This is a genomic window from Pseudomonas sp. Root562 (assembly GCF_001427125.1).
In the GTDB taxonomy this organism is placed as follows: Bacteria; Pseudomonadota; Gammaproteobacteria; order Pseudomonadales; family Pseudomonadaceae; genus Aquipseudomonas.
On sequence record NZ_LMGK01000001.1, the window covers coordinates 589,790 to 614,548 of the forward strand.

The 24,759-nt window shown below is 60.5% G+C and carries 21 protein-coding genes and 1 pseudogene; 8 read left to right on the top strand and 14 right to left on the bottom strand.

The features are described from left to right. Positions 1-33: 33 nt before the first annotated feature. A complete protein-coding gene (locus ASD60_RS02650) occupies positions 34-447 on the top strand; it encodes a response regulator (RefSeq protein WP_056852496.1) in 414 nt (137 codons plus the stop codon). 1,486 nt (positions 448-1,933) lie between these two features. Here ASD60_RS02650 and ASD60_RS02660 read toward each other — a convergent pair. From ASD60_RS02660 to ASD60_RS02675, 4 genes are all read right to left on the bottom strand, one after another. After that, positions 1,934-3,604 (bottom strand): ShlB/FhaC/HecB family hemolysin secretion/activation protein, encoded by a 1,671-nt coding sequence (locus ASD60_RS02660; RefSeq protein ID WP_056852498.1) that lies wholly within the window; start codon positions 3,602-3,604, stop codon positions 1,934-1,936. Between the two features lie 138 nt (positions 3,605-3,742). Then, complete coding sequence (locus ASD60_RS02665; RefSeq protein ID WP_056852499.1) at positions 3,743-5,239, bottom strand: collagen-like triple helix repeat-containing protein; 1,497 nt, start codon at positions 5,237-5,239, stop codon at positions 3,743-3,745. Between the two features lie 338 nt (positions 5,240-5,577). Further along, on the bottom strand, positions 5,578-6,432 hold the full coding sequence (locus ASD60_RS02670) for a MaoC family dehydratase (RefSeq protein WP_056852500.1): 855 nt from the start codon (positions 6,430-6,432) through the stop codon (positions 5,578-5,580). A 2-nt stretch (positions 6,433-6,434) separates the two neighbouring features. Then, positions 6,435-7,787 (bottom strand): 3-oxoacyl-ACP reductase, encoded by a 1,353-nt coding sequence (locus ASD60_RS02675; RefSeq protein ID WP_056852501.1) that lies wholly within the window; start codon positions 7,785-7,787, stop codon positions 6,435-6,437. A gap of 244 nt (positions 7,788-8,031) precedes the next feature. On the opposite strand from ASD60_RS02675, the gene ASD60_RS02680 reads away from it, so the two are divergent. Both ASD60_RS02680 and ASD60_RS02685 read left to right on the top strand, forming a co-directional pair. Next, positions 8,032-9,309 (top strand): acetyl-CoA C-acetyltransferase, encoded by a 1,278-nt coding sequence (locus ASD60_RS02680; protein WP_056852502.1) that lies wholly within the window; start codon positions 8,032-8,034, stop codon positions 9,307-9,309. 175 nt (positions 9,310-9,484) lie between these two features. Continuing rightward, entirely contained in the window at positions 9,485-10,276 is a 792-nt protein-coding gene (locus tag ASD60_RS02685; RefSeq protein WP_056852503.1) for an AraC family transcriptional regulator, read from the top strand. A 119-nt stretch (positions 10,277-10,395) separates the two neighbouring features. Here the strand turns inward: ASD60_RS02685 and ASD60_RS29730 are convergent, their stop codons facing one another. Next, positions 10,396-11,163: a methyl-accepting chemotaxis protein gene (locus ASD60_RS29730; RefSeq protein ID WP_412071308.1), complete on the bottom strand. Its 768-nt coding sequence runs from the start codon at positions 11,161-11,163 to the stop codon at positions 10,396-10,398. Positions 11,164-11,253: 90 nt separating this feature from the next. Further along, a pseudogene (locus ASD60_RS29735) lies at positions 11,254-12,342 on the bottom strand (cache domain-containing protein); the annotation flags it as partial. A 457-nt stretch (positions 12,343-12,799) separates the two neighbouring features. Here ASD60_RS29735 and ASD60_RS02700 point away from each other — a divergent pair. After that, complete coding sequence (locus ASD60_RS02700; RefSeq protein ID WP_056852506.1) at positions 12,800-13,693, top strand: PA4780 family RIO1-like protein kinase; 894 nt, start codon at positions 12,800-12,802, stop codon at positions 13,691-13,693. Between the two features lie 71 nt (positions 13,694-13,764). Here ASD60_RS02700 and cueR read toward each other — a convergent pair whose 3' ends face one another. The 3 genes from cueR to ASD60_RS02715 all read right to left on the bottom strand — a co-directional run bounded on the left by cueR (position 13,765) and on the right by ASD60_RS02715 (position 17,119). Continuing rightward, positions 13,765-14,163: a Cu(I)-responsive transcriptional regulator gene (cueR, locus tag ASD60_RS02705; RefSeq protein ID WP_056852507.1), complete on the bottom strand. Its 399-nt coding sequence runs from the start codon at positions 14,161-14,163 to the stop codon at positions 13,765-13,767. Further along, positions 14,160-16,553 carry a heavy metal translocating P-type ATPase gene (locus ASD60_RS02710; RefSeq protein WP_056852508.1) on the bottom strand — a complete coding sequence of 798 codons (2,394 nt, stop codon included), beginning with the start codon at positions 16,551-16,553 and terminating at the stop codon, positions 14,160-14,162. Before ASD60_RS02710 ends, cueR begins: the two co-directional genes overlap by 4 nt. Positions 16,554-16,735: 182 nt before the next feature. After that, the gene (locus ASD60_RS02715) at positions 16,736-17,119 is read right to left on the bottom strand and encodes a hypothetical protein (protein WP_056852509.1); all 384 of its coding nucleotides are present in this window, start codon (positions 17,117-17,119) and stop codon (positions 16,736-16,738) included. 159 nt (positions 17,120-17,278) lie between these two features. Between ASD60_RS02715 and ASD60_RS02720 the strand changes: the two genes are divergently transcribed. Together ASD60_RS02720 and ASD60_RS02725 are read left to right on the top strand one after the other, a co-directional pair. Next, positions 17,279-17,476, top strand: coding sequence for a heavy-metal-associated domain-containing protein (locus ASD60_RS02720; protein WP_056852510.1), 198 nt, complete (start codon positions 17,279-17,281; stop codon positions 17,474-17,476). A 91-nt stretch (positions 17,477-17,567) separates the two neighbouring features. Then, positions 17,568-18,764 (top strand): multidrug effflux MFS transporter, encoded by a 1,197-nt coding sequence (locus ASD60_RS02725; RefSeq protein ID WP_056852511.1) that lies wholly within the window; start codon positions 17,568-17,570, stop codon positions 18,762-18,764. Between the two features lie 3 nt (positions 18,765-18,767). Here the strand turns inward: ASD60_RS02725 and ASD60_RS29110 are convergent, their stop codons facing one another. The 3 genes from ASD60_RS29110 to ASD60_RS02735 all read right to left on the bottom strand — a co-directional run bounded on the left by ASD60_RS29110 (position 18,768) and on the right by ASD60_RS02735 (position 20,450). Next, positions 18,768-18,941, bottom strand: a complete 174-nt coding sequence (locus tag ASD60_RS29110) for a hypothetical protein (protein WP_177336546.1) — start codon at positions 18,939-18,941, stop codon at positions 18,768-18,770. A 169-nt stretch (positions 18,942-19,110) separates the two neighbouring features. Continuing rightward, entirely contained in the window at positions 19,111-20,124 is a 1,014-nt protein-coding gene (locus ASD60_RS02730) for a zinc-binding alcohol dehydrogenase family protein (protein WP_056852512.1), read from the bottom strand. A gap of 32 nt (positions 20,125-20,156) precedes the next feature. Beyond that, positions 20,157-20,450, bottom strand: coding sequence for a putative quinol monooxygenase (locus ASD60_RS02735; RefSeq protein WP_056852513.1), 294 nt, complete (start codon positions 20,448-20,450; stop codon positions 20,157-20,159). Positions 20,451-20,565: 115 nt separating this feature from the next. Between ASD60_RS02735 and ASD60_RS02740 the strand changes: the two genes are divergently transcribed. Further along, positions 20,566-21,495, top strand: a complete 930-nt coding sequence (locus tag ASD60_RS02740; RefSeq protein ID WP_056852514.1) for a LysR family transcriptional regulator — start codon at positions 20,566-20,568, stop codon at positions 21,493-21,495. 314 nt (positions 21,496-21,809) lie between these two features. Continuing rightward, positions 21,810-22,544: an ArsR/SmtB family transcription factor gene (locus tag ASD60_RS02745; RefSeq protein WP_056852515.1), complete on the top strand. Its 735-nt coding sequence runs from the start codon at positions 21,810-21,812 to the stop codon at positions 22,542-22,544. Between the two features lie 61 nt (positions 22,545-22,605). Here the strand turns inward: ASD60_RS02745 and ASD60_RS02750 are convergent, their stop codons facing one another. Next, positions 22,606-23,559 (bottom strand): adenosine deaminase, encoded by a 954-nt coding sequence (locus tag ASD60_RS02750; protein ID WP_056852516.1) that lies wholly within the window; start codon positions 23,557-23,559, stop codon positions 22,606-22,608. Positions 23,560-23,642: 83 nt separating this feature from the next. After that, a complete protein-coding gene (locus tag ASD60_RS02755; protein ID WP_056852517.1) occupies positions 23,643-24,608 on the bottom strand; it encodes a 2-oxoglutarate and iron-dependent oxygenase domain-containing protein in 966 nt (321 codons plus the stop codon). Between the last annotated feature and the right edge of the window lie 151 nt (positions 24,609-24,759).

Here is a 24,759-nt window from a genome sequence, read left to right on the forward strand (position 1 = left end):
ACGTCAGCGTTCAGTCCATTGCAGGGTTGCCTTATGAATGCTTCAGTAGCGTCACGACAGCAACTTCTTCTGGTCGATGACGAAGAGGACGCAGTGCTTGAATTGGCGGAATTGCTGGAGGGTGAGGGCTTCGTTTGTTTCACGGCGACATCGGTCAAGCTGGCGCTGCAAACGCTGACGCAACATCCGGATATTGCGCTGGTCATCACTGATCTGCGCATGCCGGAGGAGAGTGGCATGTCGTTGATCAAGCGGTTGCGCGAGCATACGTCGCGTCAGCATTTGCCGGTGATTGTGATGTCGGGGCATGCGGACATGGACGATGTCAGTGACATGTTGCGCTTGCAGGTGCTGGATTTGTTTCGCAAGCCGATTTATCACGTGCGGTTGTTGGAGACGTTGAATAATCTTTTTCCTTTGCCGCAGGTTTATTTGGTCAAGGGGTGATTGCGGTCTTGGCCTTGGCGGCCTCTGGGCCGACCAGGCTCTTGGTTGGTTGCGTACATATCCATTCCTGCGGTAACGGCGGCTTATGGTTCCGCTTTTACAGCGGGTCACTTTTGTCAAACGACACAAAAGTAACCAAAAAGTCTCGCCCCGTACGTACGGCCCCTCGCTGAGGCTCGGGGTTCCTTCGCTCCGGCATTCATCCGGGGGCATCGCCTCCGGTCTGCTTCGCGACGACCTCCTCTCGATGTGTGCGGCTACGCCGCACGGCGCTGCGCGCCCACCCCCNTTCGCTCCGGCATTCATCCGGGGGCATCGCCTCCGGTCTGCTTCGCGACGACCTCCTCTCGATGTGTGCGGCTACGCCGCACGGCGCTGCGCGCCCACCCCCGGATAAACGCCTCCACTCAGCCTGCCGAGGGGGCGGGTGGATCAAGATCAAAAGCTGCAGGCGAGCTAACGCTCGGCCTGTTGAGTGGTGAGAAGCAACGGCGGTTGGGTGGTGTTCTGCTTCTGCTTCTGCTTCTGCTTCTGCTTCTGCTTCTGCTTCTGCTTCTGCTTCTGCTATTGCTTTTGCTCTTCTGTGGGAGCTGGCTTGCCAGCGATGACGGCCTCACAGCCGACCAACCTCTATCAGATGTCCCCAATCCATTTGTAGGAGTGAGCCTGCTCGCGATGGCGGATTCTCATTCATCGATGACGGCCTCACAGCCGACCAACCTCTATCAGATGTCCCCAATCCATTTGTAGGAGTGAGCCTGCTCGCGATGGCGGATTCTCATTCATCAGGTGAGTTGACTGATCCACCGCTATCGCGAGCAGGCTCACTYCTACAGGGGATCTTCAGTGGTCGAAAATCCCGATCACACCGGGATCCATAGTGGAAACTGGCTTGCCAGCGATGGCGGCCTGACAGCCAACCATTCTCTACCAGATGCCCCCAATCCAACTGTAGGAGTGAGCCTGCTCGCGATGGCGGATTCTCATTCAACAGGTGAGTTGACTGATCCACCGCTATCGCGAGCAGGCTCACTCCTACAGGGGATCTTCTGTGGTCGAAAATCCCGATCACACCGGGATCCACTGTGGCTTGCCAGCGATGACGGCCTCACAGCCGACCAACCTCTATCAGATGTCCCCAATCCATTTGTAGGAGTGAGCCTGCTCGCGATGGCGGATTCTCATTCATCAGGTGAGTTGACTGATCCACCGCTATCGCGAGCAGGCTCACTCCTACAGTCTGTGGTCGAAAATCCCGATCACACCGGGATCCACTGTGGCTTGCCAGCGATGACGGCCTCACAGCCGACCAACCTCTATCAGATGTCCCCAATCCAATTGTAGGAGCCAGCCCTGCTGGCGATGCCGGCCTGACAGCCAACCAATCCCTACCAGATGCACTCCAACCCTGTGGGAGCTGGCTTGCCAGCGATGGCGGCCTGACAGCCGACCATTCTCCAAAAGATGCCCCCATCCCTCACCCACCCTACAACTGATAACTGAAACTGATGCTGTACCGCGGCTTGCGGTTGAAGGTATCCAGTGCCTCATCGGACATGGGTTTGGCCGCCTCGAGTGCAATGTTGTAGTACCTGGCATCGCCAAATCGCAAACCCACGGCTGCCGATGACATGTCGCTGCCTTTGACCGGCAGTTGGTTGAACCAGGTCTTGGCCCGGTCCAGGACCACATAAGGTTGCAGGACCCTGACCCAGTTTCCGTCGCGGTTGAAGCTGTAGTTCACTTCGTAAGCCGCGCCCCAGCCCTTGTCGCCGGATGCCTGGTCGTCAGGGTAGCCGCGGCCGAAGTTTTGTCCGCCGAACACAGCGCGTTCGCTGTCGGGCAGGGTGTCGTCGCTCCAGTACCACGCGGCCGACAGCACGCCTTGCCAGTGGTCGAAGAATTTATCGCTTTGCACCCCTGACAGGCGCAGACGGAAGAAGTCCAGGTCGAGGGCGCTGTTGTTGGTTTCTGCGCCCATGCTGTCGAGGCCCTGGTACAGCCCGCCGCTGATGATGCGCAGTTGTTGCGCATCGGCCTTGCGCCAGTCGCTTTCGAACGCCAGGGCGCGGACGTCGGTGCGTTCTTCAACGCTGAGCGGGAAACCCACCACTTTGTAGCGGGTCTTGTCGTTGACGGCATATAACCGCGCGCCGGCACTGAGCAGTTCGTTGGGCGAGGCAATGACCGGATGGCTGAAGCCAATGGAATACCGGTCGTTTTCCCGGTGGGGTTCGAGCTCAAGGCCGTTATCGAGTCTGATATTCGTACCAAGGTCGGCGCGGTAGCGGGAGGCGGACAGTGCCAGTTGCGTGCCTTCGGCATTGAGGAACTGGTTGTAGTCCAGACGATAGTAATGTTCATCGTCAGCCCCCGGTGGAAACAGGCCGCTGAGGCTCAGTTGTTCTCCCATGGCGGTCTGGGAGTTGCTGCTCACGCCGAGCAAGGCCTGGGTGCCGTTGCGGTTGTCGTCGGTGGTGCTCAGGCTGCTGGTGAAGGGCTTGCGGCTGGCCTGGGCGATAAGGTCGGTCGCGCCATCGGTGGTGCCCGGCGGCGGGACTTGCGCTTGCAGGGTCACGCCGGGTATTCGGCTCATCAACGTGGTGTAACGTTCGAACGTTTTGCGGGTCAGCGGCCGTTCGGTCTGGAGTTTGGCCACCAGTTTGTCGAGCAGGCCTTTGACCCGTCCGATGTCGCCCTGCAGTTGGTAATTCCTGATGTAGCCTTCCACCAGCACCACCCGCGCCACACCGTTATCGAACGACTGCCGTGGCAGAAACGCGTAGGACAGCAAGTAGCCATCCTGTTGATAGCGGCGGGTGATGTTGCGGGTCGCTTCGATCAGGTCGGCCAGGCTGGTTTCGTGGCCCAGCAGCGGTTGGTAAATGGCGGCCAGTTCCGTCAGCGGGTAAATGGTCCCGCCTTCGATCTGCACGGTTTTGAGATTGACCTTGGTACCCATCATCAACGGTTGCGCTTGTGTGGCGCCGGGCTCCGGCACTTGAAGGGGGGCGGCTGTTGGACGATAGGCGTCGGCGGGCAGGTTGGGTACCGGCAGGTTGCGGATCGTGTCGTTGCTGTTGAGGAAGCTGGGGAGGGTGTCGGCGAAAGCGGTGCAACTGAGGGGCAGTAACAGCAGGCAAGGCAAAATGCGCATAGGACACTCCCTGTTCAAACCGCTGTGTCGCGTGGGTCTTCGTGACCCAAAGAAAAAGACGGAAGACTGATCAGAATCTTCCGCCTCCAACCAAGCGTAGGCGCTGTAGGTAAGGCCGTCGAATCGGCCAGGTGCAATTCAGCGTTGGTTTCCTCCCAGTGCGCCGGTCAGCCCACCCAACACGCCGCCCAGGCCACCGGAGGTGCCGGTGCCGGTGCCGCTGTTGACCAGCCCGCCGACCGCCGCAACGGTGCCGCCCACGGTGGTGACGGTGGTGCCGACTGCGGCGACAACCGGGTTGGCGTTGCTGCCGGTAATCGCGCCGCCGAGGTTGGCAACGGCGCCGCCGACCTGGCCGGTGAGGCTGGCGACCGGGGAGCCAATGCCGGTCGCGCTGCCGATGTTTTGGGTCAGGCCGGTCACGCCAGTGGTGACGGGATTGATCGCGGCCCCGATGCTTGTGGCGACGGTGCCCAGCGCCGCGGTCGGTCCGGTATTGGCGATACCGCTACCGCCCAGAGCACTTCCCACCGAGGCGATCAGATTACCGCCTGCCGCACCGTTCACGCCGACCGCGCTGACCACACCATTGGTGTTGCCGATGTTCAGCCCGCTACCGACGTTGACCACAGCGCCGCCGACGGTTTCCAACAGGCCGTTGCCACCCAGGCCGCCGCCAGATCCGCTGCCGTTGGCCAGCAGGCCTCCGACCTTGCCGACCGCTGTGCCGGTGTTGCTCAGGGTGCCACCGACGGTGTTGGTCAGTGCGTTGCCGTTGCCGGCATCGGTGACTTTTCCACCTATGCCATCAACCGTGTCGCCGACTTTCTGCACGATGCCCTTGAGCGGATCGCCCAGGCCGGTGGCGTCGCCGACCTTGTCGGTGGTGCTCTCGACCATGGCGATCACCGGCACCAGTTTGTTGCCGACTTCCTGGGTCACTGAGCCCAGCGGACCGCTGGTGGTCGCGGTGCTCAACGTGTCGCCAAGCATGGTGACTCGCTCGCCGACCCCATCGAGCACCGGCGCAACGCGGGTCACTACGCCACCCACCACCGGCACGCTGTTGGTGGCGGTCGCGAGTTTGCCGCTGACATCGGAAACGCCGTCACCGACATCCTGCACGACGCCGCCGACTGCCGAGGCGGTGACACCGAGGCCATTCGGATCGGTGCCGAGTTTGCCCAAGCCATCGGCCACGCCGTCACCCAATGTGCTGACCACGTTGCCGGTGGTGTTGACCACGCTTTGTACCACGCCACCGACCACCGGAACCGAGCCCAGCGAATCGCCGATCTGCCCTACGCCATCGCCGACGCCACCGACAGTGGTGCCGACGTCCTGAAGCAGGGTGGTGGTCACCAGCGGCGTTACCGTTGGATTGGTCGGGTTGGTGGGGTCGGTTGGATTGGTCGGACTGGTCGGGTCAGTGGTGCCGCCACCGCCACCGCCTGTGCCAGCGGTGCCGTCTGAACCACCGGCTGCACCACCAGCACCCGCAGAGGTCTGGCCATCGGGTGAGGAACTGTCGGAGCTGCTGTCATGACCGCCACCGCCGCTGCTGCAACCGGCCAGACCTAGCGAGAGAATGAGCGCCAATGCAATTGCGGATTTGCACAAAACTTGAGTTTTCATGATTGAAAGTCCTTGCACCTGTAACAACGTCGTTGTCTTCGATGGCTGACCGGTTCTGTCGCCGGCCATGCCTCCGTCCGTTGTCCACATATCAATCGCAAGGCTTCTGCAACGCCATTCTCCACTTGGTATTAAACCGTTTTATACACGCGCGCGCGTGCTGCCTAAGGGCTAATACCTTGGGGTTAGCCGCGGGTGAAAATGCCTTTTAAATCAAGAAGGCTGTGGCTGGAGAGGGAGAAGGCGAGGAGGGAGAAAACTTAAGTGATATATACACAATTGACCATGTTAGGGAGCCGAAAAGATCGCAGCCCCGCAGGCTGCGATCTGTTGATCTGTCAGGCAACCGGTCGCCAATGCCCGACCATGTGTTCAAGATCCCCAGCCCCGATCAATTGCAGATCACCACTGGACCCCGCCGCGCTGGAAAGCAATGCGACTTCGCTGGGCAGGCGAACCGGCTTTTTGAATTGCACCGCGATCTCGATGTTTGCCGCCGGCAGATGTTCGGCCAACGCGGCCAGTGTGCGAGCCTTGTTCCAAAGCCCATGGGCGATGGCCGATGGAAAGCCGAACAGTTTGGCGCTGGCCGAGCTCAGGTGAATCGGATTGTAGTCCCCGGACACCTTGGCGTATTGCCGGCCAATATCCGCTGGCGCCTTCCACTGGGCCACTTGCGTGAGCGTCATTGTCGACGCCAACACTTCCTCCACGGGCTCGCCTTCGAGTTTGACCCCTCGGCACAGCATCTGGCTTTGCGCCTCCCACAGCGGCCCGAGTTGATCATCCAGGGTGGTCACCAGATCGAACGTCGCGCCTTTGGCATGGGGTTGCAAGTTTTCCACATGCACGCTGACACGCGCCCGATTGAGTCCACCCATGGGGCGCAGCACGCGAATGCGATTGCTCAGATGAATCAGCCCCAGCAACGGAAACGGAAAGTCCTTGGCAGTCAGCAATTGCATCTGCAAGGCGAAGGCGAGGATATGTGGGTAAGTGGGTGGCAGCAGGCTGTTGTCGGCAAAACCGCAGACCTTGCGATAGGCCGCCAGACGCTTTGCATCGACATCGACCCAGCAGCGCAGGCCAGTGGTCGGCAAGCTGGTCCCCGTGATTTTTCGTCGCGTCGCCGCCTGTGCGTACAGTCCCGGCAGGCTGGGTTCGCGATTGAGTGTGTGCCAGTCGATGCTCATGCCTAAGCCCCCAAAACACTTTGCCCGCACACACGCAAGGCTTGCCCGGTGAAGGCCCCGGTGCCCGGTTGAGCCAGCCAGGCCACCGCTTCGGCAACGTCTTGCGGCAAGCCGCCCTGGCCCAACGAACTCATGCGCCGCCCGGCTTCGCGAAGGCCAAACGGGATGTGCGCGGTCATTTGGGTTTCGATAAAACCCGGCGCCACGGCGTTGATGCTGATACCCCGCGCTTGCAATAGCGGTGCCCAGGCTTGCGCCAGACCGATCAGCCCAGCCTTGCTCGCCGCGTAGTTGGTTTGCCCGCGGTTACCGGCGATGCCGCTGATCGACGCCAACAGAATCACCCGGCCGTTGTCGCGCAGGGTGCCGTTATCGAGCAAGGCTTTGGTCAACACTTGTGGCGCGTTGAGGTTGACTGCAAGCACCGCGTCCCAGAATTCCGGGGTCATGTTGGCCAACGTTTTGTCGCGGGTGATGCCGGCGTTGTGCACCACGATATCGACCCCGTCGGGCAGTTGTTCGACCAGGTGCGCGGCGGCGTCTTCGGCACAGATATCCAGGGTGATGCTACGTCCACCCAAGCGGGCGGCGAGGGCCTCCAGATCATTTTTGGCCGGTGGCACGTCCAGCAGAATGACGTCGGCACCGTCCCGGGCCAGGGTCTCGGCAATGGATGCGCCGATGCCTCGCGCGGCACCGGTGACCAGCGCCTTGCGTCCGGCCAGCGGTCGCGTCCAGTCCGTCACCGGCGTATCGCAGGGATTCAGGCGAATTACTTGGCCGGAAACGAACGCGCTTTTTGGCGAAAGGAAAAACCGCAGCGGGCCTTCCAGTTGATCTTCGGCACCTTCGCCGACATGGATCAGTTGCAAGGTGCCGCCGCTGCGCAGTTCCTTGGCCAGCGAGCGGCTGAAACCTTCGAGCGCACGTTGGGCGCTGGCGGCGAACGGGTCGGTCAAGGTCTGCGGGTCACGCCCGAGAATCACCAGGTGCGCACTGTGATCGAGATTTTTCATCAATGGCTGGAAGAACTCGCGCAGCTGCTTGAGCTGATCGGTGTGCAGCAGATTGCTGGCGTCGTACACCACGGCTTTGAGTTTCGGGCCGTGCCCGGGAATCCACGCCGTCGCCATCGAGGGTTCCGTGCCGTAGCTGTAGATCGCGTCGGTCAGGCGATTGGCAAAGGCGCTGACGTTCTCCGCCAATGGCCCGCCGCCAATCAGCAGAGCACCCTCCACCGGACGCAGCCGACCGGCTTGCCAGCGCTCCAGCCGAGTCGGTGAAGGCAGGCCCAAGGCGCCGACCAGACGATGGCCGATGGATGAATTGGCAAAGTCGATATAGCGGTCAGACATGGAACGCGCTCCGAAAGCTGGGGTTCAAAGTGTGGACCACGAATGGCAATCAGTCGTTCGATCCACGAGATAAGGCCTACGCTTGAACCAGGCGGGATATAAATGACAACCGAATCCCTGTAGGAGCGAAGCTTGCTCGCGAAGGTGTATCAGTTGACATAAATGTAGCTGATACACCTTCGCGAGCAAGCTTCGCTCCTACAGAGGACGGTTTCCACATCGGATATTTCATCAGGGGATTTTCATGACTCAACTGCGTCGCGTCGCAATCATCGGCGGTAACCGGATTCCCTTCGCCAGGTCCAACGGGCCATACGCCACCGCCAGCAACCAGGTGATGCTCACCGCCGCGCTCGAAGGCTTGATCGAACGCTACAACCTGCACGGTCAGCGCATCGGCGAGGTGGTCGCCGGCGCGGTACTCAAGTTGTCGCGAGACATGAACCTGACCCGCGAATGCGTACTCGGCTCGCGCTTGTCGCCTGCAACCCCGGCCTATGACATTCAGCAGGCGTGCGGTACCGGACTGGAAGCTGCGTTGCTGGTGGCCAACAAGATTGCCCTGGGGCAGATCGAGTGCGGCATTGCCGGTGGCGTTGATACCACCTCCGATGCGCCGATCAGCGTCAGCGAAGGGCTGCGCAAAATCCTCCTGCAGGCCAACCGTGCCAAGAGCACGGGCGACAAACTGAAAACCTTTCTGCAATTGCGACCGCAGCATCTGATCCCCGAATTCCCGCGCAACGGCGAGCCGCGCACCGGTTTGTCCATGGGGCAACATTGCGAGTTGATGGCGCAAACCTGGAACATCCCCCGCGCAGAACAGGATCAACTGGCTCTGGAAAGTCATCAGAAGTTGGCGGCGTCCTATGCCGAAGGTTGGCACAACGATCTGATGACGCCGTTCCTCGGTCTGACCCGTGACAATAATTTGCGGGCTGATTCGACACTGGAAAAACTTGCCGCGCTTAAACCGGCCTACGAAAAAAGCGCCAAGGGCACGCTGACCGCAGGTAACTCCACACCGCTGACCGATGGTGCGTCGCTGGTGTTGCTGGGCAGTGAACAATGGGCCAATGAGCGTGGCTTGCCGATTCTGGCGTACCTGCGTGACGGCGAGGCCGCGGCGGTGGACTTCGTCAACGGTGCCGAAGGCTTGTTGATGGCGCCGGTTTACGCGGTTCCGCGTTTGCTGGCGCGCAACGGCCTGAGCTTGCAGGACTTCGACTACTACGAGATTCACGAAGCCTTCGCCGCACAGGTGCTGTGCACATTGAAGGCCTGGGAAGATCCGCAATACTGCAAAACCCGCCTCGGCCTCGATGCTGCGCTGGGTTCGATCGATCGCAGCCGACTCAACGTCAAAGGCAGTTCACTGGCGGCGGGGCATCCGTTCGCCGCCACGGGAGGGCGAATTGTTGCGAACCTGGCGAAGCTGCTCGACGCGGCGGGGAAGGGAAGAGGGCTGATTTCAATTTGCGCGGCAGGCGGCCAAGGCGTGACAGCAATCATCGAGCGCTAAGGTCCCCGTAGGAGCAAAGCTTGCTCGCGATAGCGGTGAATCAGTCAGCAACAATTTGCCTGGCATTCCGCTATCGCGAGCAAGCTTTGCTCCTACAAAGAATTGTGGTGTTGATTCGATGGGGGACATGGCCTAACGTCCGCCCATCAGCCGCCTCGCAACACAAGGCCAGTCAATGCCGACCAACGGACAAATTTCCCTCGAACGAAGCATCCCGCCGATCACCGTGCTGCCGCGTCCGTTGTATGCCCGGGTCGAGAGCCTCAATGCGGGTTCATGGACCCCTTCCCATCGCCACGACTGGGTGCAGTTTTCCTATGCCATCAGTGGCGTTCTCGGGGTGCACACCGCTGAAGGCAGTTTCTTTGCGCCACCGCAGTGGGGCATCTGGATTCCAGCGGACCTTGATCACCAAGTGGTGACGTCGATGCGCGCCGAGATGCGCAGCCTCTATGTGCGACGTGAAGATTGCCAGTGGGCGGACGGGCGTTGCCGGGTGCTGGAAGTGACACCGTTGGCGCGGGAGTTGATCAAGAGTTTTTGTTTGCTGCCTGTGGAGTACCCGCAGGGCGACAGCCAGGAGGCGCGGTTGGTGAGTGTGTTGCTCGATCAATTGGCCGGGTTGCCGGAAGTCGGTTTTTCCCTGCCATTGCCTCGCCACGAACGGTTGCTGGGTTTATGCAACGAGCTGATTGAAAACCCCGACCGCAACGTGACGTTGCAGGCATGGGCAGAGCGCCTGGGCACATCGGAAAAAACCCTGATGCGCCTGTTCCAGCGTGAAACCGGGTTGAGCTTCCGTGGCTGGCGGCAACGTGCGCGCTTGCTGTCATCATTGAGTTTGCTGGAAGAGGGTGACAGCGTGACCAATGTCGCGCTGGCTTGTGGATATGACTCGACGTCGGCGTTTATTGCGGCGTTCAAAAGTCTGTTCGGGTTTACCCCGGGAGAGTTGTTTCGGCAGTAAGGGCCCCATCGCTGGCAAGCCAGCTCCCACAGAGAATGATGTGAGCCGCATGATTTCGGCTCGACGCATAACCTGTGGGAGCTGGCTTGCCAGCGATTGACCGCGCAGCGGTCCGCCGGTCAGGTGCGGAAACGGCGCACCAACCCGTCCAGCTCATTGGACAACCCGGCCAGGCTCTGCGAATCCAGGCGCGCCGAGTTCGCCAGTTCGGCCACCAGTTGCGCATCGCCATGGATCTGGCTGATGTGCCGGTTGATGTCTTCGGCCACCTGGTGCTGTTGTTCCGCCGCGGTGGCGATCTGTGTGTTCATGTCGCGGATCACGTCCACCGACTCGCGGATCTGCCCGAAGCTGCTGCGCGCTTCGCCGATGCGTGATACCGACTGCTGCGACACTTCCAGGCTGGCGTGCATCTGTTGCGTCACCTGGCTGGTGCGCTTGGCCAGGTTGCCTAGCAGCCCGTCGATCTCCGCGGTGGAGTCGGCCGTGCGTTTGGCCAGTGCCCGCACTTCGTCCGCCACCACCGCAAAGCCACGCCCCTGCTCACCGGCCCGCGCCGCTTCGATGGCCGCGTTCAACGCAAGCAGGTTGGTCTGTTCGGCGATCGAGCGAATGGTGCCGAGGATCGACTGAATGTCATTGCTGTCGCGCTCAAGCTGTTGCATCGATTGTGCGGACTGTTCGATTTCCTGGCTCAGGCGATCGACGCTGCTCACTGCCGCGTCGATCTGCTGCTGGCCTTCGCGGGCCTGACGCTGGCCACTGTCGGCGGATTCGGCGGCCTGGCTGCAGGAGCGTGCCACTTCGTTGGCGGTGGCGACCATTTCGTGGAACGCCGTGGACACCATGTCCACCGCTTCACGCTGGCGCCCGGCGGCTTCAGCCATATCGCTGGAAACCTGGGTCGAGCTTTTGGACGTGGCGAGAATCTTCGTCGCGGCACCGCCGATGCTCTGGATCAGGTTGCGAATCGCGGTGAGGAACTGGTTGAACCAGCTGGCCAGTTGCGCGGTTTCGTCGCTGCCACGGATCTGCAGGTTTTTTGTCAGGTCGCCTTCACCTTGGGCGATACCTTCCAGGCCATCGGCCACGCTGCGGATCGGACGCACGATGACGCTGGCGAAACTGGCGCCGACCACGGCGAAGATCACCGCCAGCACCGCTGCAATGATCGCGATCAACCAGGTCAGCTGGGTCGCGGTGCTCATTACGTCGCTTTGCTTGATCAGGCCGATGAAGGTCCAGCCCAGTTGCTCCGACGGCCAGACGTTGGCCATGTAGCGCTCGCCATCGAGTTCGACTTCGACCAGGCCTTTGCCAGCCTTGGCCAGCTGCGCATAACCTTCGCCGAGGCTGCTCAGGGCCTTGAAATTGTGCTCTGGTTGCTTTGGGTCAACCAGCACGGTGCCGGAGTTTTCCAGCAGCATCAGGTAGCCGGTTTCGCCGAGCTTGATCTGCTTCACCAGTTCGGTGAGCTGTTTGAGCGACACGTCGATGCTGACCACGCCGCCATTGCTGCCCAGCTTGTTATCGATGGTGCGTACGGTGCTGACGTAGGACGTGTCGTTTTCGGCCCAGTAATAGGCCTCGGTACGGAACGGCTTGCCCGGTTTTGCCTGGGCCGCCTTGTACCACGGACGCTGGCGCGGGTCGTAGTTGGCCAGCTTGGCATCGTCCGGCCACGACACGTAGCCACCGGCGGCGGTGCCGAGAATCGCGTAGGCATAGGATGGGTGAGCATTGCCCAGGTCCTGCAGGAAGCCGAAGATCTTTTTGTCCATCTCGCCTTGGGGGATGGTCTCGGCGTTGGCGGCCATGTAGGTCTTGAGGCTGTCGTCGGAATTCTTGATCAACGGTTGCTTGGCCAGGTACTCGACGTTCTGGCTGATACCGTCGAAAAACAGTTGCATGGCATTGCTGACCTGACGGATTTCTCGGCCGCTGCTGTCGACGAATCCGTCCTTGGCATCACTGCGCAAGTTCAGCACAACGAGGGTGGCGACCAGCACCACGGGCAAGCAGGCGATGATTGCAAACGCCCAGGTCAACTTCTGTTTGATGTTCATCCGCGCTCCAGATTTTCTTGTAGGCCCACGCAGTGCAGATGACTCGCGGATTTTTGGCAGCCGACAACGTTCTTGGTCTACTCGAATCCTTGAGTGCGATGCGCTATTTGTTGGGGAAGCGTTTGTCGGACAATTCACTTTGTCACTTAGGACTTCGGCTGTTGTCGGAGGAAATTGAGGGGCGCCAGGAAAAATCCTGCGAAGCGCGGGAAGGCGGATGTCAGCTTCTGTCACAAATGCCCTCGCAGGCCCTGAAGAACAAGCGACACAGCCTCGGCTATGATCATTGGCGCCCGGCGATGGACGTCAGGTTTTTGTGAGGAATCCGGCACATTGTGTGCTTTGTGTTGCTCCTGGCAGTGTTCATAGGTCGGCCCCCCCTCCCACCGGTGAGTGGATTGCCGTATAACGAATGACTTTCGCGTGTTTGGTAATAAAGGACCCACAATAAAAGCTGATGAAGACTCCAAAACGCATTGAACCCCTGATCGAGGACGGTCTGGTCGACGAGGTGCTGCGCCCACTCATGAGTGGTAAAGAAGCAGCTGTTTATGTAGTGCGCTGCGGCAACCAGCTACGTTGCGCGAAGGTCTACAAGGAGGCGAATAAACGCAGTTTCCGCCAGGCAGCCGAGTACCAGGAAGGCCGCAAGGTGCGCAACAGCCGTCAGGCCCGGGCCATGGCCAAGGGCTCCAAGTTTGGCCGCAAGGAAACCGAAGACGCCTGGCAGAACGCCGAAGTGGCGGCGCTGTTCCGTCTGGCCAGTGCCGGCGTGCGGGTGCCCAAGCCGTATGACTTCCTCGAAGGCGTGCTGCTCATGGAGCTGGTGGCCGACGAATATGGCGACGCCGCGCCGCGATTGAACGACGTGGTGCTGGAGCCTGATCAGGCCCGCGAGTATCACGCCTTTCTGATTTCGCAGATCGTGCTGATGTTGTGTACCGGTTTGGTGCACGGTGACCTGTCCGAGTTCAACGTTCTGCTGACGCCGACCGGTCCGGTGATCATCGACTTGCCGCAAGCGGTGGATGCCGCGGGCAACAACCACGCGTTCAGCATGCTGGAACGGGATGTGGGCAATATGGCGTCGTACTTCGGGCGGTTCGCACCGGAGTTGAAAAAGACCCGTTATGCCAAGGAAATGTGGGCCTTGTACGAGGCCGGCACCCTGCACCCGGCCAGCGTCCTGACCGGCGAGTTCGACGAGCCGGAAGAGCTGGCCGACGTTGGCGGCATCATGCGTGAGATCGAGGCGGCGCGCCTGGATGAAGAGCGCAAGCAAGCGGCCCGTGCCGCTGACGATGCGCCAGCCAGCAAAACCGAAGAGCCGCCTCCGCCATGGATGCAGTGATCGGCTAAACAAAAACCCGGCTTCGGCCGGGTTTTTTATGCACAACACACATCCTCCTGTAGAAGCTGCGATCAGGCACAGCACCCCGACTCAAGGTTCTTCAGAATCGGACAATCAGGTCGGTGATCGCCCTGACAGTGCTCAACCAGGTCCTGCAAGGTATCGCGCAATTGCCCCAACTCGCGGATCTTCTGGTTCAGTTCATCGATATGCTGGCGGGCCAGCGCCTTCACATCGGCACTGGCACGTTGGCGATCGTGCCACAGGGCCAGCAGCTTGCCGACTTCTTCCAGGGAAAACCCCAGGTCCCGCGAGCGCTTGATGAAGGCGAGGGTGTGCAAGTCGTCATCACCGTACATCCGATAACCGCTGTCGGTACGGTGGGCTGCCTTGAGCAATCCAATGGATTCGTAATACCGGATCATTTTTGCGCTCAGGCCACTGTGCCGGGCCGCTTGACCGATGTTCATCGATTGTTCTCCAATTCCGCGGGTTTCCAGGTTTTCAACAGTAACGCATTGCTCACCACGCTGACGCTCGACAACGCCATCGCTGCGCCGGCCAGTACCGGGTTGAGGAAACCGAACGCTGCCAGCGGAATACCAATCAGGTTATAGACGAACGCCCAGAACAGGTTTTGGCGGATTTTCGCGTAGGTCTTGCGACTGATCTCCAGCGCCGCGGGCACCAAGCGCGGATCGCCGCGCATCAAGGTGATGCCGGCGGCGTGCATGGCCACGTCGGTGCCGCCGCCCATGGCGATGCCGATGTCGGCCGCGGCCAGGGCCGGGGCGTCGTTGATGCCGTCGCCGACCATCGCCACCACGCCGGTCTGTTTCAGCGCAGCCACCGTCGCGGCTTTGTCCGCTGGCAACACTTCGGCGTGCACGTCTCTGATGCCCAGTGCCTGCGCAACCACGTTGGCACTGCCGCGATTGTCGCCGGTCAGCAAATGGCTGCTGATGTGCCGTGCGCTCAATTGCTGTACCGCTTGCAGAGCACCGGGCTTGAGCGTGTCGCCAAAGGCAAACAGGCCCAGCACCCGTGGTTCGGGTTTTTGTTCGATCAGCCAGGACAAGGTACGGCCTTCGGTTTCCCACGCTGCGGCGGATTCAGCCAGGGCACCGGCGTTCAGGCCGCTTTCTTCAAGCAGACGCCGGTTGCCCAGCGCCAGTCGTCGACCTTCAAGGGTGCCGGCAATGCCGCGTCCGGTCAGCGATTGGCTGTCGGTGACGTCGTCCACCTGCAACCTGCGTTCAGTACAGGCGTCCAGTACGGCTTTGGCCAAAGGGTGTTCACTGCCCCGTTGCAGCGCGCCGGCCCATTGCAGCAGGGCGGCTTCGTCACCGTCCACCGCACTCAAGTGCGCGATGCGTGGGGCTCCGGAGGTCAGGGTGCCGGTCTTGTCGAACACCACCGCACTGACTTCATGGGCACGTTCCAGCGCTTCGGCGTCCTTGATCAGAATTCCGTAACGCGCCGCCACCCCGGTGCCGGCCATGATCGCCGTGGGTGTGGCCAGGCCCAACGCACAAGGACAGGCGATCACCAGCACCGCAACGGCGTTGATCAGCGCCGTTTCCAGTGGTGCGCCATACAGCCACCAGCCAATCAGCGTCGCCAGGGCCAGCAACAGCACCACGGGCACGAAGATCTGGCTGACTTTATCCACCAGTTTCTGGATCGGTGCCTTCGCTGCCTGAGCGTCTTCCACCAGGCGAATGATGCGTGCCAACACGGTTTCCGCGCCGAGCGCCCGAGTGCGGACCAGTAATCGACCTTCACCGTTGATCGCACCGCCGGTCACTTTATCGCCGGGTTGTTTCGGTACCGGCAGGCTTTCACCGCTGATCAACGCTTCATCGGCATGGCTTTGGCCTTCGATCACTTCGCCGTCCACCGGAAAGCGTTCGCCGGGTTTGACCAGCACCAGATCATTCAAGCGCAGGGCACTGATGGCGACATCTTGTTCACGACCATCGATCACCTGAATCGCCCGCTCCGGGCGTAACGCTTCGAGTGCGCGGATGGCGCTGGCAGTCTGGCGCTTGGCGCGGCTTTCCAGGTACTTGCCCAGCAACACCAAGGCAATCACCACCGCCGACGCTTCGAAATACAGATGCGGCATGCGTCCGGCAGCGATGGCCCACTCGTAGATACTCAAGCCATAACCGGCGCTGGTGCCCAGTGCGACCAGCAAATCCATGTTGCCGGCACCGGCGCGCACAGCTTTCCACGCCGCCACATAAAACCGCGCGCCGAAGATGAATTGCACCGGGGTGGCCAGGGCAAATTGCGCCCACGCCGGGAGCATCCAATGCACACCGAACGGTTGCAGGAGCATCGGCAAGACAAGCGGCAAGGCGAGGGTGATGGCCGCGATCAAGGCCCAGCGTTCGTGTTGCAGGCGGGACTGTTGATTGTCGGTTTGCGGGTGTTCGGCTTCCCGGACGCTGGCGCCATAGCCGGCCTTGGTCACGGCGCCGATCAAGATTTGCGGATCGATCTGCCCGAGCAGTTCAAGATGAGCGCGCTCGTTCGCCAGGTTGACGCTGACGCTTTTCACCCCGGGCACTTTGGTCAGCGCACGCTCGACGCGGCCGACGCAGGACGCGCAGGTCATGCCGTCGATGTTTAATTCAAGGGGCTGCTGTGGCACGCTGTAGCCAGCCTTTGCCACGGCATCCATCAAGGCTGGCAGGCTATCGGCTGGCGCCTGAACCCGCGCCTGTTCGGTGGCGAGGTTGACGCTCACGGCGCTGGCCCCGATGACCTTGCTCAAGGCGCGCTCGACACGGCCGGCGCAACTGGCGCAGGTCATGCCGGCAATCGGCAGATCGAACGTGGTGGAATCGGACATCGGTCGCACTCCCTGTAGTAGATGTCTACAGGATCAACCTTGCCATGCTGGCAAGGTCAAGCGCAAAGTTTTGCCTATGCAGGAGCGAGGCTTGCCCGCGAAGGGCGCGCCACATTCAATAATCGATATCGAATGAAATGACCCCTTCGCGGGAAAGCCTCGCGCCTACAGGGTGGTGGTCTTCAGTAACCGAGCCCTGCGCGCTTCAGGTACATCCCTTCCTGCGTCATCGCAATCCGGTACTTGAGCACATCGCCCGCCCGGAGCTGAATGTCCTGCGAGCCCGGCGCCAACATGCCCGGATTGCAGCCAGGCACCTGACCCGGCAGCAGTTTGAGGCGCAGGGACACATTGCCCGGCGGCAGATTGAATGAGGTGCTTTGTTCCTGGAACAGCCGCGCCGCCAATTGGTCCTGGATGTACACGCCGATTTCGCAGCTGGTCGCGACTTCCAGGCGCTCGCGGGAAATGATCAGCACGCCATAGTCCTCCCCGGCGGCACTGGCCGACGGCACGGCGGCGAAAAGGCTGAGGAAGCCAAACAGGCTGAAAACTGACCAGCGCATGGCTGAATCTCCTGAGATCGAGTCATTGATGCTCGCAGCTTGGCCGAGCGCGACGATGATTGCCAGCCCGGCAGATCACTTCAGAACTTGACCTTGCCATGGTGGCAAGCTCGAGACTGTACTCAACCTCATTCAAGAGCCACATCCAGGGAGTTTTCCATGCAAGTGTTCAATGTTGAAGGTATGTCCTGCGGTCATTGCGTCAGGGCCATCACCGAGGCCGTTCAGGCTAAAGATCCTGCGGCCAGCGTACGGGTCGATCTGGCGGCGAAAGAGGTCGGCGTCGAGAGTGCCCTGACAGCGCAACAGGTGATCGAGGCGATCAGCGAAGAGGGCTATGGCGCCAAACTCGCCTGATCTTTTTAATAGTTAGCGAGCTATCGTAATGTTCAAGGCGTCCATGCGCGGCTAGACTGTCGGGCTGCCGACTAATGCCCCTGGGTGCCTGATGAACTTCCGTACCATTCTGATTCTTGGCGCGTTAAGCGCTTTCGGTCCACTGGCGATCGATTTCTACCTGCCGGCTTTCCCGGCCATGGCGCTCGCGTTCGGTACGGATGAAAAACACGTTCAGCTGACATTGGCCGCCTACTTCCTCGGCCTGTCCATCGGCCAACTGGCTTACGGGCCGGTGGCGGATCGTTTCGGGCGGCGCATTCCTTTGCTCACCGGCGTGGGGCTGTTCACCGCCGCTTCGCTGGCGTGCGCCTATGCGCCGAACCTGGAATGGCTGATCGGTGCACGTTTTGTCCAGGCATTGGGCGGATGCGCGGGAATGGTGATTTCCCGGGCGATCGTAAGCGACAAATGCGACGCGGTGGGTTCGGCGAAAGTGTTTTCACAGCTGATGCTGGTGATGGGGCTAGCGCCGATTCTGGCGCCGATGCTTGGCGGCCTGTTGGTCAATACGACGGGCTGGCAGTCGATCTTTCTTGCGCTGACCGGTTTCAGTGCTCTGGCAGGGTTGGCTGTGGCACTCGGCTTGCCCGAGAGCATGCCGGCCCATTTGCCACGCCAACCGCTATCGGGGGCGTTGCGCCAATATGCTCGGCTCTTGAAAGAACCGGTGTACCTCGGCCACGCGTTGACCGGTGGTATCGCCATCGCCGGGATGTTTTCCTACATTGCCGGTTCACCGTTCGTCTTCATCAAACTTTATGGCGTTCCGGCCGAACATTTCGGCTGGTTCTTCGGTGCCAATGCCGCGGGTTTCATTCTGGTGGCGCAGGTCAATGCGCGTTTGCTGGCCAAGCGCGGGCCGGCATTCCTGCTTGCGCGTGCCGTGTGGGTCTACCTGGGTGCCGGCCTGACTCTGCTTGGCGTCAGTGCATTGCACACGACACAGCTGTGGCCGTTACTGATCCCGCTCTTTGTCTGTATTGCCAGCCTCGGCTGCATTCTGCCAAACGCATCGGCGTGCGCCATGAACGGCCAGGGCGCTCGCGCCGGCAGCGCTTCGGCGATGCTCGGATGCCTGCAGTTCAGCGTGGCCGCCGGTGCTGCCGCGCTGGTGGGAGTTCTGCACGACGGCAGCGCCATGCCGATGGCCATGGTCATCAGCCTGTGTGCAATTCTGGTGGTGAGCGTGGCGATGTTCACCCGGCGTTTGCAAAATGCCCGGGCAATGGCGCAAGCCCCGGTTTAAGGGTCAGCCGGCAGCACGCTGTGGTTGGAGTACGGGGATTGAGTGAGGCGCTTGAATGCGTGATTCCAGGGTGCGCATGAAATTGCGGGCTTCGGACTCGCTGCGGAACGTTACGACATGTTGATCCAGGCGGACTTGCCACTGGGATTTTGCCAATTCTTTTAACAGGATCTTCATTACCGAATTCCTCTTGTAAAAGATGTCTCGTAGAAGGTGGCCTCGCAGGAGATTCGATTGTAGACCTGAATGCGATCGCTATCGTGACAGGGCATAACTGTCGGACTGACGGTTTGTAACAAAACACATCGCAGGCTCTGGGGCGGCCTGCGATGTTTTTTACCGGTGGTTAAAACCCTTCCAGCACAATCTTGCCCTTGGATTTGCCGCTTTCCAGCAAGGCATGTGCACGGCGCAGATTCGCTGCACTGATGGTGCCGAAATGTTCGCCTACCGTGGTTTTCAATGTGCCAGCATCGATCAACTGCGCCACGCGGTTGAGCAGATGGTGCTGCTCGATCATGTCCGCAGTTTCAAACAGTGAGCGGGTGTACATGAATTCCCAGTGCAGCGACAGGCTCTTGCGCTTGAGCTTGGTTACGTCGAGGGTTTTCGGATCGTCGATCAGCGCCAGTTTGCCTTGCGGTGCCAACGCCTCGACCAATTGATCCAGGTGATGATCGGTCTGGGTCAGACTGGCAACGTGAGTGACCTGGTTGATGCCTGCGCGCTTGAGTGCTTCGCTCAGTGGCTGGCTGTGATCGATCACGTGATGGGCGCCCAGTTCTTTCACCCAGCTTTGCGTCTGTGGACGTGAGGCGGTGCCGATGACGCTCAGCCCGGTAAGCTGCCTGGCCAGTTGCGTGAGAATCGAGCCCACTCCACCGGCCGCGCCGACGATCAGCAGGCTTTGGTTTTCGTCTGTATTACCTTCGGGCACTTGCAGGCGTTCGAAGAGCAACTCCCAGGCGGTAATCGCGGTTAACGGCAGGGCGGCGGCTTCGGCGAAACCCAGGGTTTTCGGCATATGGCCGACGATCCGCTCATCCACCACGTGCAGTTCGCTATTGCCACCGGAGCGGGCGATGGAGCCAGCGTAGAACACCTTGTCGCCGGCCTTGAACAACGTCACTTCGCTGCCGACCGCTTTGACCACACCGGCCACGTCCCAGCCCAGCACTTTGGCTGCGCCGCCTTCAGGCTGGACGTTCTGGCGGACCTTGGTATCCACCGGATTGACCGAAATCGCTTTGACCTCCACCAACAGATCACGCGGCCCGGCGACCGGCTCAGGCAGTTCGATGTCCTGCAGGGATTTTTCGTCGCTGATTGGCAGGGACGCGTAATAGGCAATGGCTTTCATGTGTGGCTCCGCAACATTAAGAGAACAAGCGATCAGGCGATCGAGCGCAGGCGCGTGAGTTCGAAGTGTTCGAGAAAATCAGGGGCCTTGGCGCGAAAGTTCTGGATGTGCGCACTGTCGTCATGGGCTTGCAGGGCTTCGTCGCTGCTCCACTTCTCGATCATGTAGAAGGCCAGGGGATTGGCCAGGTCCTGATGCAGGTCATATTGCCCGCAACCGGCTTCGGCTCGGGTCGGTTCCACCAGCGCCCGCAGGTGTTGCTCGAGGGCATCCTGTTGGCCGGGCTTGGCGATGAGGGTGGCGATAGCGGTAAAGGGCTGGGACATCTGCGACTCCGGAGCGGGTGATTTCGATGGGCAGATGATTGGCTATTTCTCCTGAAGATAAAAGCCGTTAAAAGAGCAGTCTCTTTCAGTATTTTTTTGATAATTGGGTGTTGGGATGCTGCGTTTCGATGACTTGCAGTTGTTTGTTCGGGCTGCGGACCTGGGCAGTTTGTCGGCAGCTGCACGGGGTATGGACATGTCGGCAGCGGTGGCCAGCGCAGCGTTGAAACGCATCGAACAGCAACTCGGTGCCCGCTTGCTCGCCCGTTCGACCCGCAGCCTGCGTTTGACCGCTGAGGGTGAGGGCTTTCTTGAATACGCCCGGGCAGCCTTGAGCAACCTCGATGAAGGCCGGCGTTTGCTGGCCAGTGGTCAGGATCAGGTCAGCGGCGTGTTGCAGCTGTCGGCGCCGTCAGACTTCGGTCGCAACCTGCTGTTGCCGTGGCTGGACGAGTTTCAGCGCGAGCACCCGAAACTCACCGTGCGTTTGCTGTTGGGCGATCGCATCGCCGATCTGTTCCGGCAACCGGTGGACATAGCCTTGCGTTACGGCGAGCCAGAAGACTCCAGCCTGGTGGCGCTGCCTATCGCCCCGCAAAACCGCCGCGTGTTATGTGCGGCGCCGGGTTATCTGGCCCGGCATGGCGAACCGCGGCAACTGGAGCAGTTGGCGCAACACAATTGCCTGCTGTTCATGCTTGGCAGCCGCGTTCACGATCATTGGAGCTTTCACGATGGCAAGCGGGAGATCGGTTTGACCGTCAGCGGCGACCGTTTCAGCGACGACGCCGATGTCGTGCGGTTGTGGGCGGTGGCGGGGGCGGGCATCGCCTACAAGTCTTGGCTGGATGTCGCCGGGGATGTGCTTGCCGGTCGTTTGAAAATACTGATGCCTGAGCTGGTTTGTGAGCGCGCACCGCTGAATCTGTTGTGCGCCCATCGCGCACAATTGAGTAAGCCAGTGAACCTGTTGCGGGAAATGCTTGCCAGTCGATGCGCTAAATTGAGCAGTCATTTTCCGGGGTTGGCGGGTATCGATGATTAGTCGCAGTTAAAAAGCGAAATTTCCCTCAGGAACTATCACCACCAACGGTTTGCGGAGGGCAGGAACCGGCCGTCAACCCGCCTATACTAGCGCTCGCCCGAAGTACCCACCGTCGATCGCGATGGCGAAGCCCCGCTGGCGTCGGCCTGGTCACGCGTCCCAATGCCTGCCCTCTGTAACAGATACCCGGTGATGGCTTGGGTGAGCAAAGACTTTGCCCGGGCTATGGCGGTTTCTGCGTCTTGGCCGACGACACATTACTGGTCAAGATGTCTCTGAGCAGTAGACGAAACGATTCAACAGGGAGTGAATACATGGAACATGCACCTTGCATCAGCCAGATAGCCACCTTGCTGGCTGACCCAAAGCGCAGCGCAATGATGTGGGCCTTGATGGATGGCTCGGCGCGTCAAACCGAAGAGCTGGCCTTGTTGGCCGGCCTTTCTCCTTCTTCGGCCAGTGCACACCTGGGGCGTTTATCCGCCGGGGGACTATTGAAAGTCGAGACCCGAGGGCGCAAGCGGTTTTTCCGTCTGTCAGCCCCTGAAGTCGGTGCCGCGATCGAAGCACTGGCCAGCGCAACACTGGCCAGCGCGCCGCAGGACATTCCGGACATTTTCAAACGCTCCGCTCCCCTGGCCAAGCCGCAGGCTCTGCGCTCATCGATGTTGCGCGCGCGACTGTGCGGCGACCATCTGGGCGGAACCCTGGCGGCTGATCTTTATCAGCGTTTGCTGGATGCGGGGTGGATCGAGCAGTTTGATCATCGAGTGACGATCACCCTCAAGGGCTCCAACGAGTTGGCGACACGCGGTGTATATATTCAGGCGCTTGCCCATCGTCAGGGCAAGGCGGCATGTGCTTGCCCGGACTGGAGCGAGAGACGTCCACACATGGGCGGGTCATTGGGCGCTGCGTTGTTGCAGTTGTTCATGCAGTCGGGCTGGTTGAACCTGCCCAATGATTCGCGTGCCTTGCAGGTCACCGCCGCCGGGCAACGTGAAATCCAACGCTTCGTCGAGCAAACCGAGCTGGAAATGGCTTTTTAACGGCCTGAGATCAAACCTGTGGAAGCTGGGTAGCCAGCTCCCACAGAGGCTGTTTTATCCGTCAGGGTTTTACCAATCGCGCATCCAGGCTGTTCTGCGCCAGGCGCTTGGCCTGGTCTTGAGTCATGCCCAAATGCGTGTGCAGCGCATCGAAGTTCTCGGTGACATAACCGCCAAAGTACGCCGGGTCATCGGAGTTCACGGTCACTTTCACGCCGCGTTCGAGCATGTCGAGAATGTTGTGCTGCGACATGTGATCGAACACGCAGAGCTTGGTATTGGACAGCGGGCACACGGTCAGCGGAATCTGCTCGTCGATGATCCGCTGCATCAGGCGCTCGTCTTCGATGGCGCGCACGCCATGGTCGATACGCTGGATTTTCAACAGGTCGAGAGCTTCCCAAATGTACTCGGGCGGGCCTTCTTCACCAGCGTGGGCGACGGTCAGGAAGCCTTCGTCACGGGCTCGGTCGAACACGCGCTGGAACTTGCTCGGCGGGTGGCCCATCTCGGAACTGTCCAGGCCCACGGCGACGAACGCATCGCGGAACGGCAGCGCCTGGTCGAGGGTTTTCTGCGCTTGTTCTTCGCTCAGATGGCGCAGGAAACTCAGGATCAAACCACTGGTGATACCCAGTTGCTGCTCGCCATCCTTGAGTGCGGCGGCGATGCCGTTGAGCACCACTTCAAACGGGATGCCCCGGTCGGTGTGGGTCTGCGGGTCGAAGAACGGTTCGGTGTGAATCACATTCTGTTCTTTGCAGCGCAGCAGGTAAGCCCAGGTCAGGTCGTAGAAATCCTGCGACGTGCGCAACACATCGGCACCCCGGTAATACAGGTCGAGGAATTCTTGCAGGTTGTTGAAGGCATAGGCCTTGCGCAAGGTTTCGACATCGCTCCACGGCAGGGCGATCTTGTTGCGGTCAGCCAGGGCGAACAGCAATTCGGGCTCGAGCGAACCCTCCAGGTGCAAGTGCAGTTCTGCCTTGGGCAGTGCGTTCAGCCAGTCGTACATAATTCTTTTCTCATCAGGTGCAGATGGCGGACATTCTACAGGTGCTGGCGCGAACAATTGGCAAAACCTGACCAGCCGGTTCACTACACGGCTTCTTGCTCCCGTCGATAAGCATAGGTATCGGCGAAGCGCGAGAGCAGAAATTGCGCGCACGTGGTGGCCGGGTATTTCGCCGGATGCAATTCGTCCTGACACCCCGGCAGGCATTCGATGCGGGTGTCCGGGTGCGGTTCGGCGAAGAATGGCATCGAGTAGCGGTCCACGCCGAGGGGGCTGATCACCCGGTGCGGCGTCGACAGGTAACGGTCGTTGCTCCAGCGCGCCATCATGTCGCCGAGGTTGACCACGAACGTGCCTTCGATCGGTGGCGCATCAATCCACTCACCTTTGACATTGCGCACTTGCAAGCCGCCGGCAGCATCCTGGTAGAGCAGGGTGATACAACCGTAGTCGGTATGGGCCCCGGCGCCTTGTTGTTCTTCGGAGCTGGCGGTATGGCGCGGTGGGTAGTGAATCATGCGCAACACGCTGACCGGTTCGCTGAAGCGCGTATCGAAAAAATCCCGTTCAATGCCCAGTGCCAAAGTCATTGCCCGCAAGAGGGTCTGCGCCAAGGCCTGCATGTCGACGTAATGCTGTTCCATCAGCGTTGCCCAACCGGGCAATGACGGGTGACGGTTGGGGCCGCGCAAGGGTTTTTCCGCCAGCACGTCTGGATGGTCGGCGGGCAGATGCAGGCCCATGTCGAAAGTCTCTTTCAGATCGCTGGGTTTGCCCGGGTCGAGTTGTTCGGTGGCGATGGCGCCGTAACCACGATGGTGGCGGGTCTGGGTAATGTCGATCTTGAGCTTTTCGGCGGTGGGCTGGGCGAAGAAACGTTTGGCACTGTCGAGCAGCGCGTCGATGCGTTCGGCGCTGATCGGGTGACCCTTGATGTAGAAAAAGCCCCACTCGCGGCAGGCGTGGTCGATTTCAGTGGCGACGGATTGCCAGGCGGTTTGGTCGTCACTATACAGCGGGGCGATGTCGATGATCGGAAGACTGTTCATGCACAATCCTTGAAAACGTTAAGATGTGATCGTTCCCACGCTCCGCGTGGGAATGCCTCAACGGACACTCTGCGTTCGGCCTTTTGGGACGCGGAGCGTCCCGGGCTGCATTTCCACGCAGAGCGTGGGAATGATCAGATGTTCCGTCATC

Bases quoted from the DNA above. Each gene is read 5' to 3' on its own strand.
- ASD60_RS02650 (WP_056852496.1), top strand. From the start codon at position 34: ATGAATGCTTCAGTAGCGTCACGACAGCAACTTCTTCTGGTCGATGAC.
- ASD60_RS02660 (WP_056852498.1), bottom strand. From the start codon at position 3,604: ATGCGCATTTTGCCTTGCCTGCTGTTACTGCCCCTCAGTTGCACCGCT.
- ASD60_RS02665 (WP_056852499.1), bottom strand. From the start codon at position 5,239: ATGAAAACTCAAGTTTTGTGCAAATCCGCAATTGCATTGGCGCTCATT.
- ASD60_RS02670 (WP_056852500.1), bottom strand. From the start codon at position 6,432: ATGAGCATCGACTGGCACACACTCAATCGCGAACCCAGCCTGCCGGGA.
- ASD60_RS02675 (WP_056852501.1), bottom strand. From the start codon at position 7,787: ATGTCTGACCGCTATATCGACTTTGCCAATTCATCCATCGGCCATCGT.
- ASD60_RS02680 (WP_056852502.1), top strand. From the start codon at position 8,032: ATGACTCAACTGCGTCGCGTCGCAATCATCGGCGGTAACCGGATTCCC.
- ASD60_RS02685 (WP_056852503.1), top strand. From the start codon at position 9,485: ATGCCGACCAACGGACAAATTTCCCTCGAACGAAGCATCCCGCCGATC.
- ASD60_RS29730 (WP_412071308.1), bottom strand. From the start codon at position 11,163: ATGGCTGAAGCCGCCGGGCGCCAGCGTGAAGCGGTGGACATGGTGTCC.
- ASD60_RS02700 (WP_056852506.1), top strand. From the start codon at position 12,800: ATGAAGACTCCAAAACGCATTGAACCCCTGATCGAGGACGGTCTGGTC.
- cueR (WP_056852507.1), bottom strand. From the start codon at position 14,163: ATGAACATCGGTCAAGCGGCCCGGCACAGTGGCCTGAGCGCAAAAATG.
- ASD60_RS02710 (WP_056852508.1), bottom strand. From the start codon at position 16,553: ATGTCCGATTCCACCACGTTCGATCTGCCGATTGCCGGCATGACCTGC.
- ASD60_RS02715 (WP_056852509.1), bottom strand. From the start codon at position 17,119: ATGCGCTGGTCAGTTTTCAGCCTGTTTGGCTTCCTCAGCCTTTTCGCC.
- ASD60_RS02720 (WP_056852510.1), top strand. From the start codon at position 17,279: ATGCAAGTGTTCAATGTTGAAGGTATGTCCTGCGGTCATTGCGTCAGG.
- ASD60_RS02725 (WP_056852511.1), top strand. From the start codon at position 17,568: ATGAACTTCCGTACCATTCTGATTCTTGGCGCGTTAAGCGCTTTCGGT.
- ASD60_RS29110 (WP_177336546.1), bottom strand. From the start codon at position 18,941: ATGAAGATCCTGTTAAAAGAATTGGCAAAATCCCAGTGGCAAGTCCGC.
- ASD60_RS02730 (WP_056852512.1), bottom strand. From the start codon at position 20,124: ATGAAAGCCATTGCCTATTACGCGTCCCTGCCAATCAGCGACGAAAAA.
- ASD60_RS02735 (WP_056852513.1), bottom strand. From the start codon at position 20,450: ATGTCCCAGCCCTTTACCGCTATCGCCACCCTCATCGCCAAGCCCGGC.
- ASD60_RS02740 (WP_056852514.1), top strand. From the start codon at position 20,566: ATGCTGCGTTTCGATGACTTGCAGTTGTTTGTTCGGGCTGCGGACCTG.
- ASD60_RS02745 (WP_056852515.1), top strand. From the start codon at position 21,810: ATGGAACATGCACCTTGCATCAGCCAGATAGCCACCTTGCTGGCTGAC.
- ASD60_RS02750 (WP_056852516.1), bottom strand. From the start codon at position 23,559: ATGTACGACTGGCTGAACGCACTGCCCAAGGCAGAACTGCACTTGCAC.
- ASD60_RS02755 (WP_056852517.1), bottom strand. From the start codon at position 24,608: ATGAACAGTCTTCCGATCATCGACATCGCCCCGCTGTATAGTGACGAC.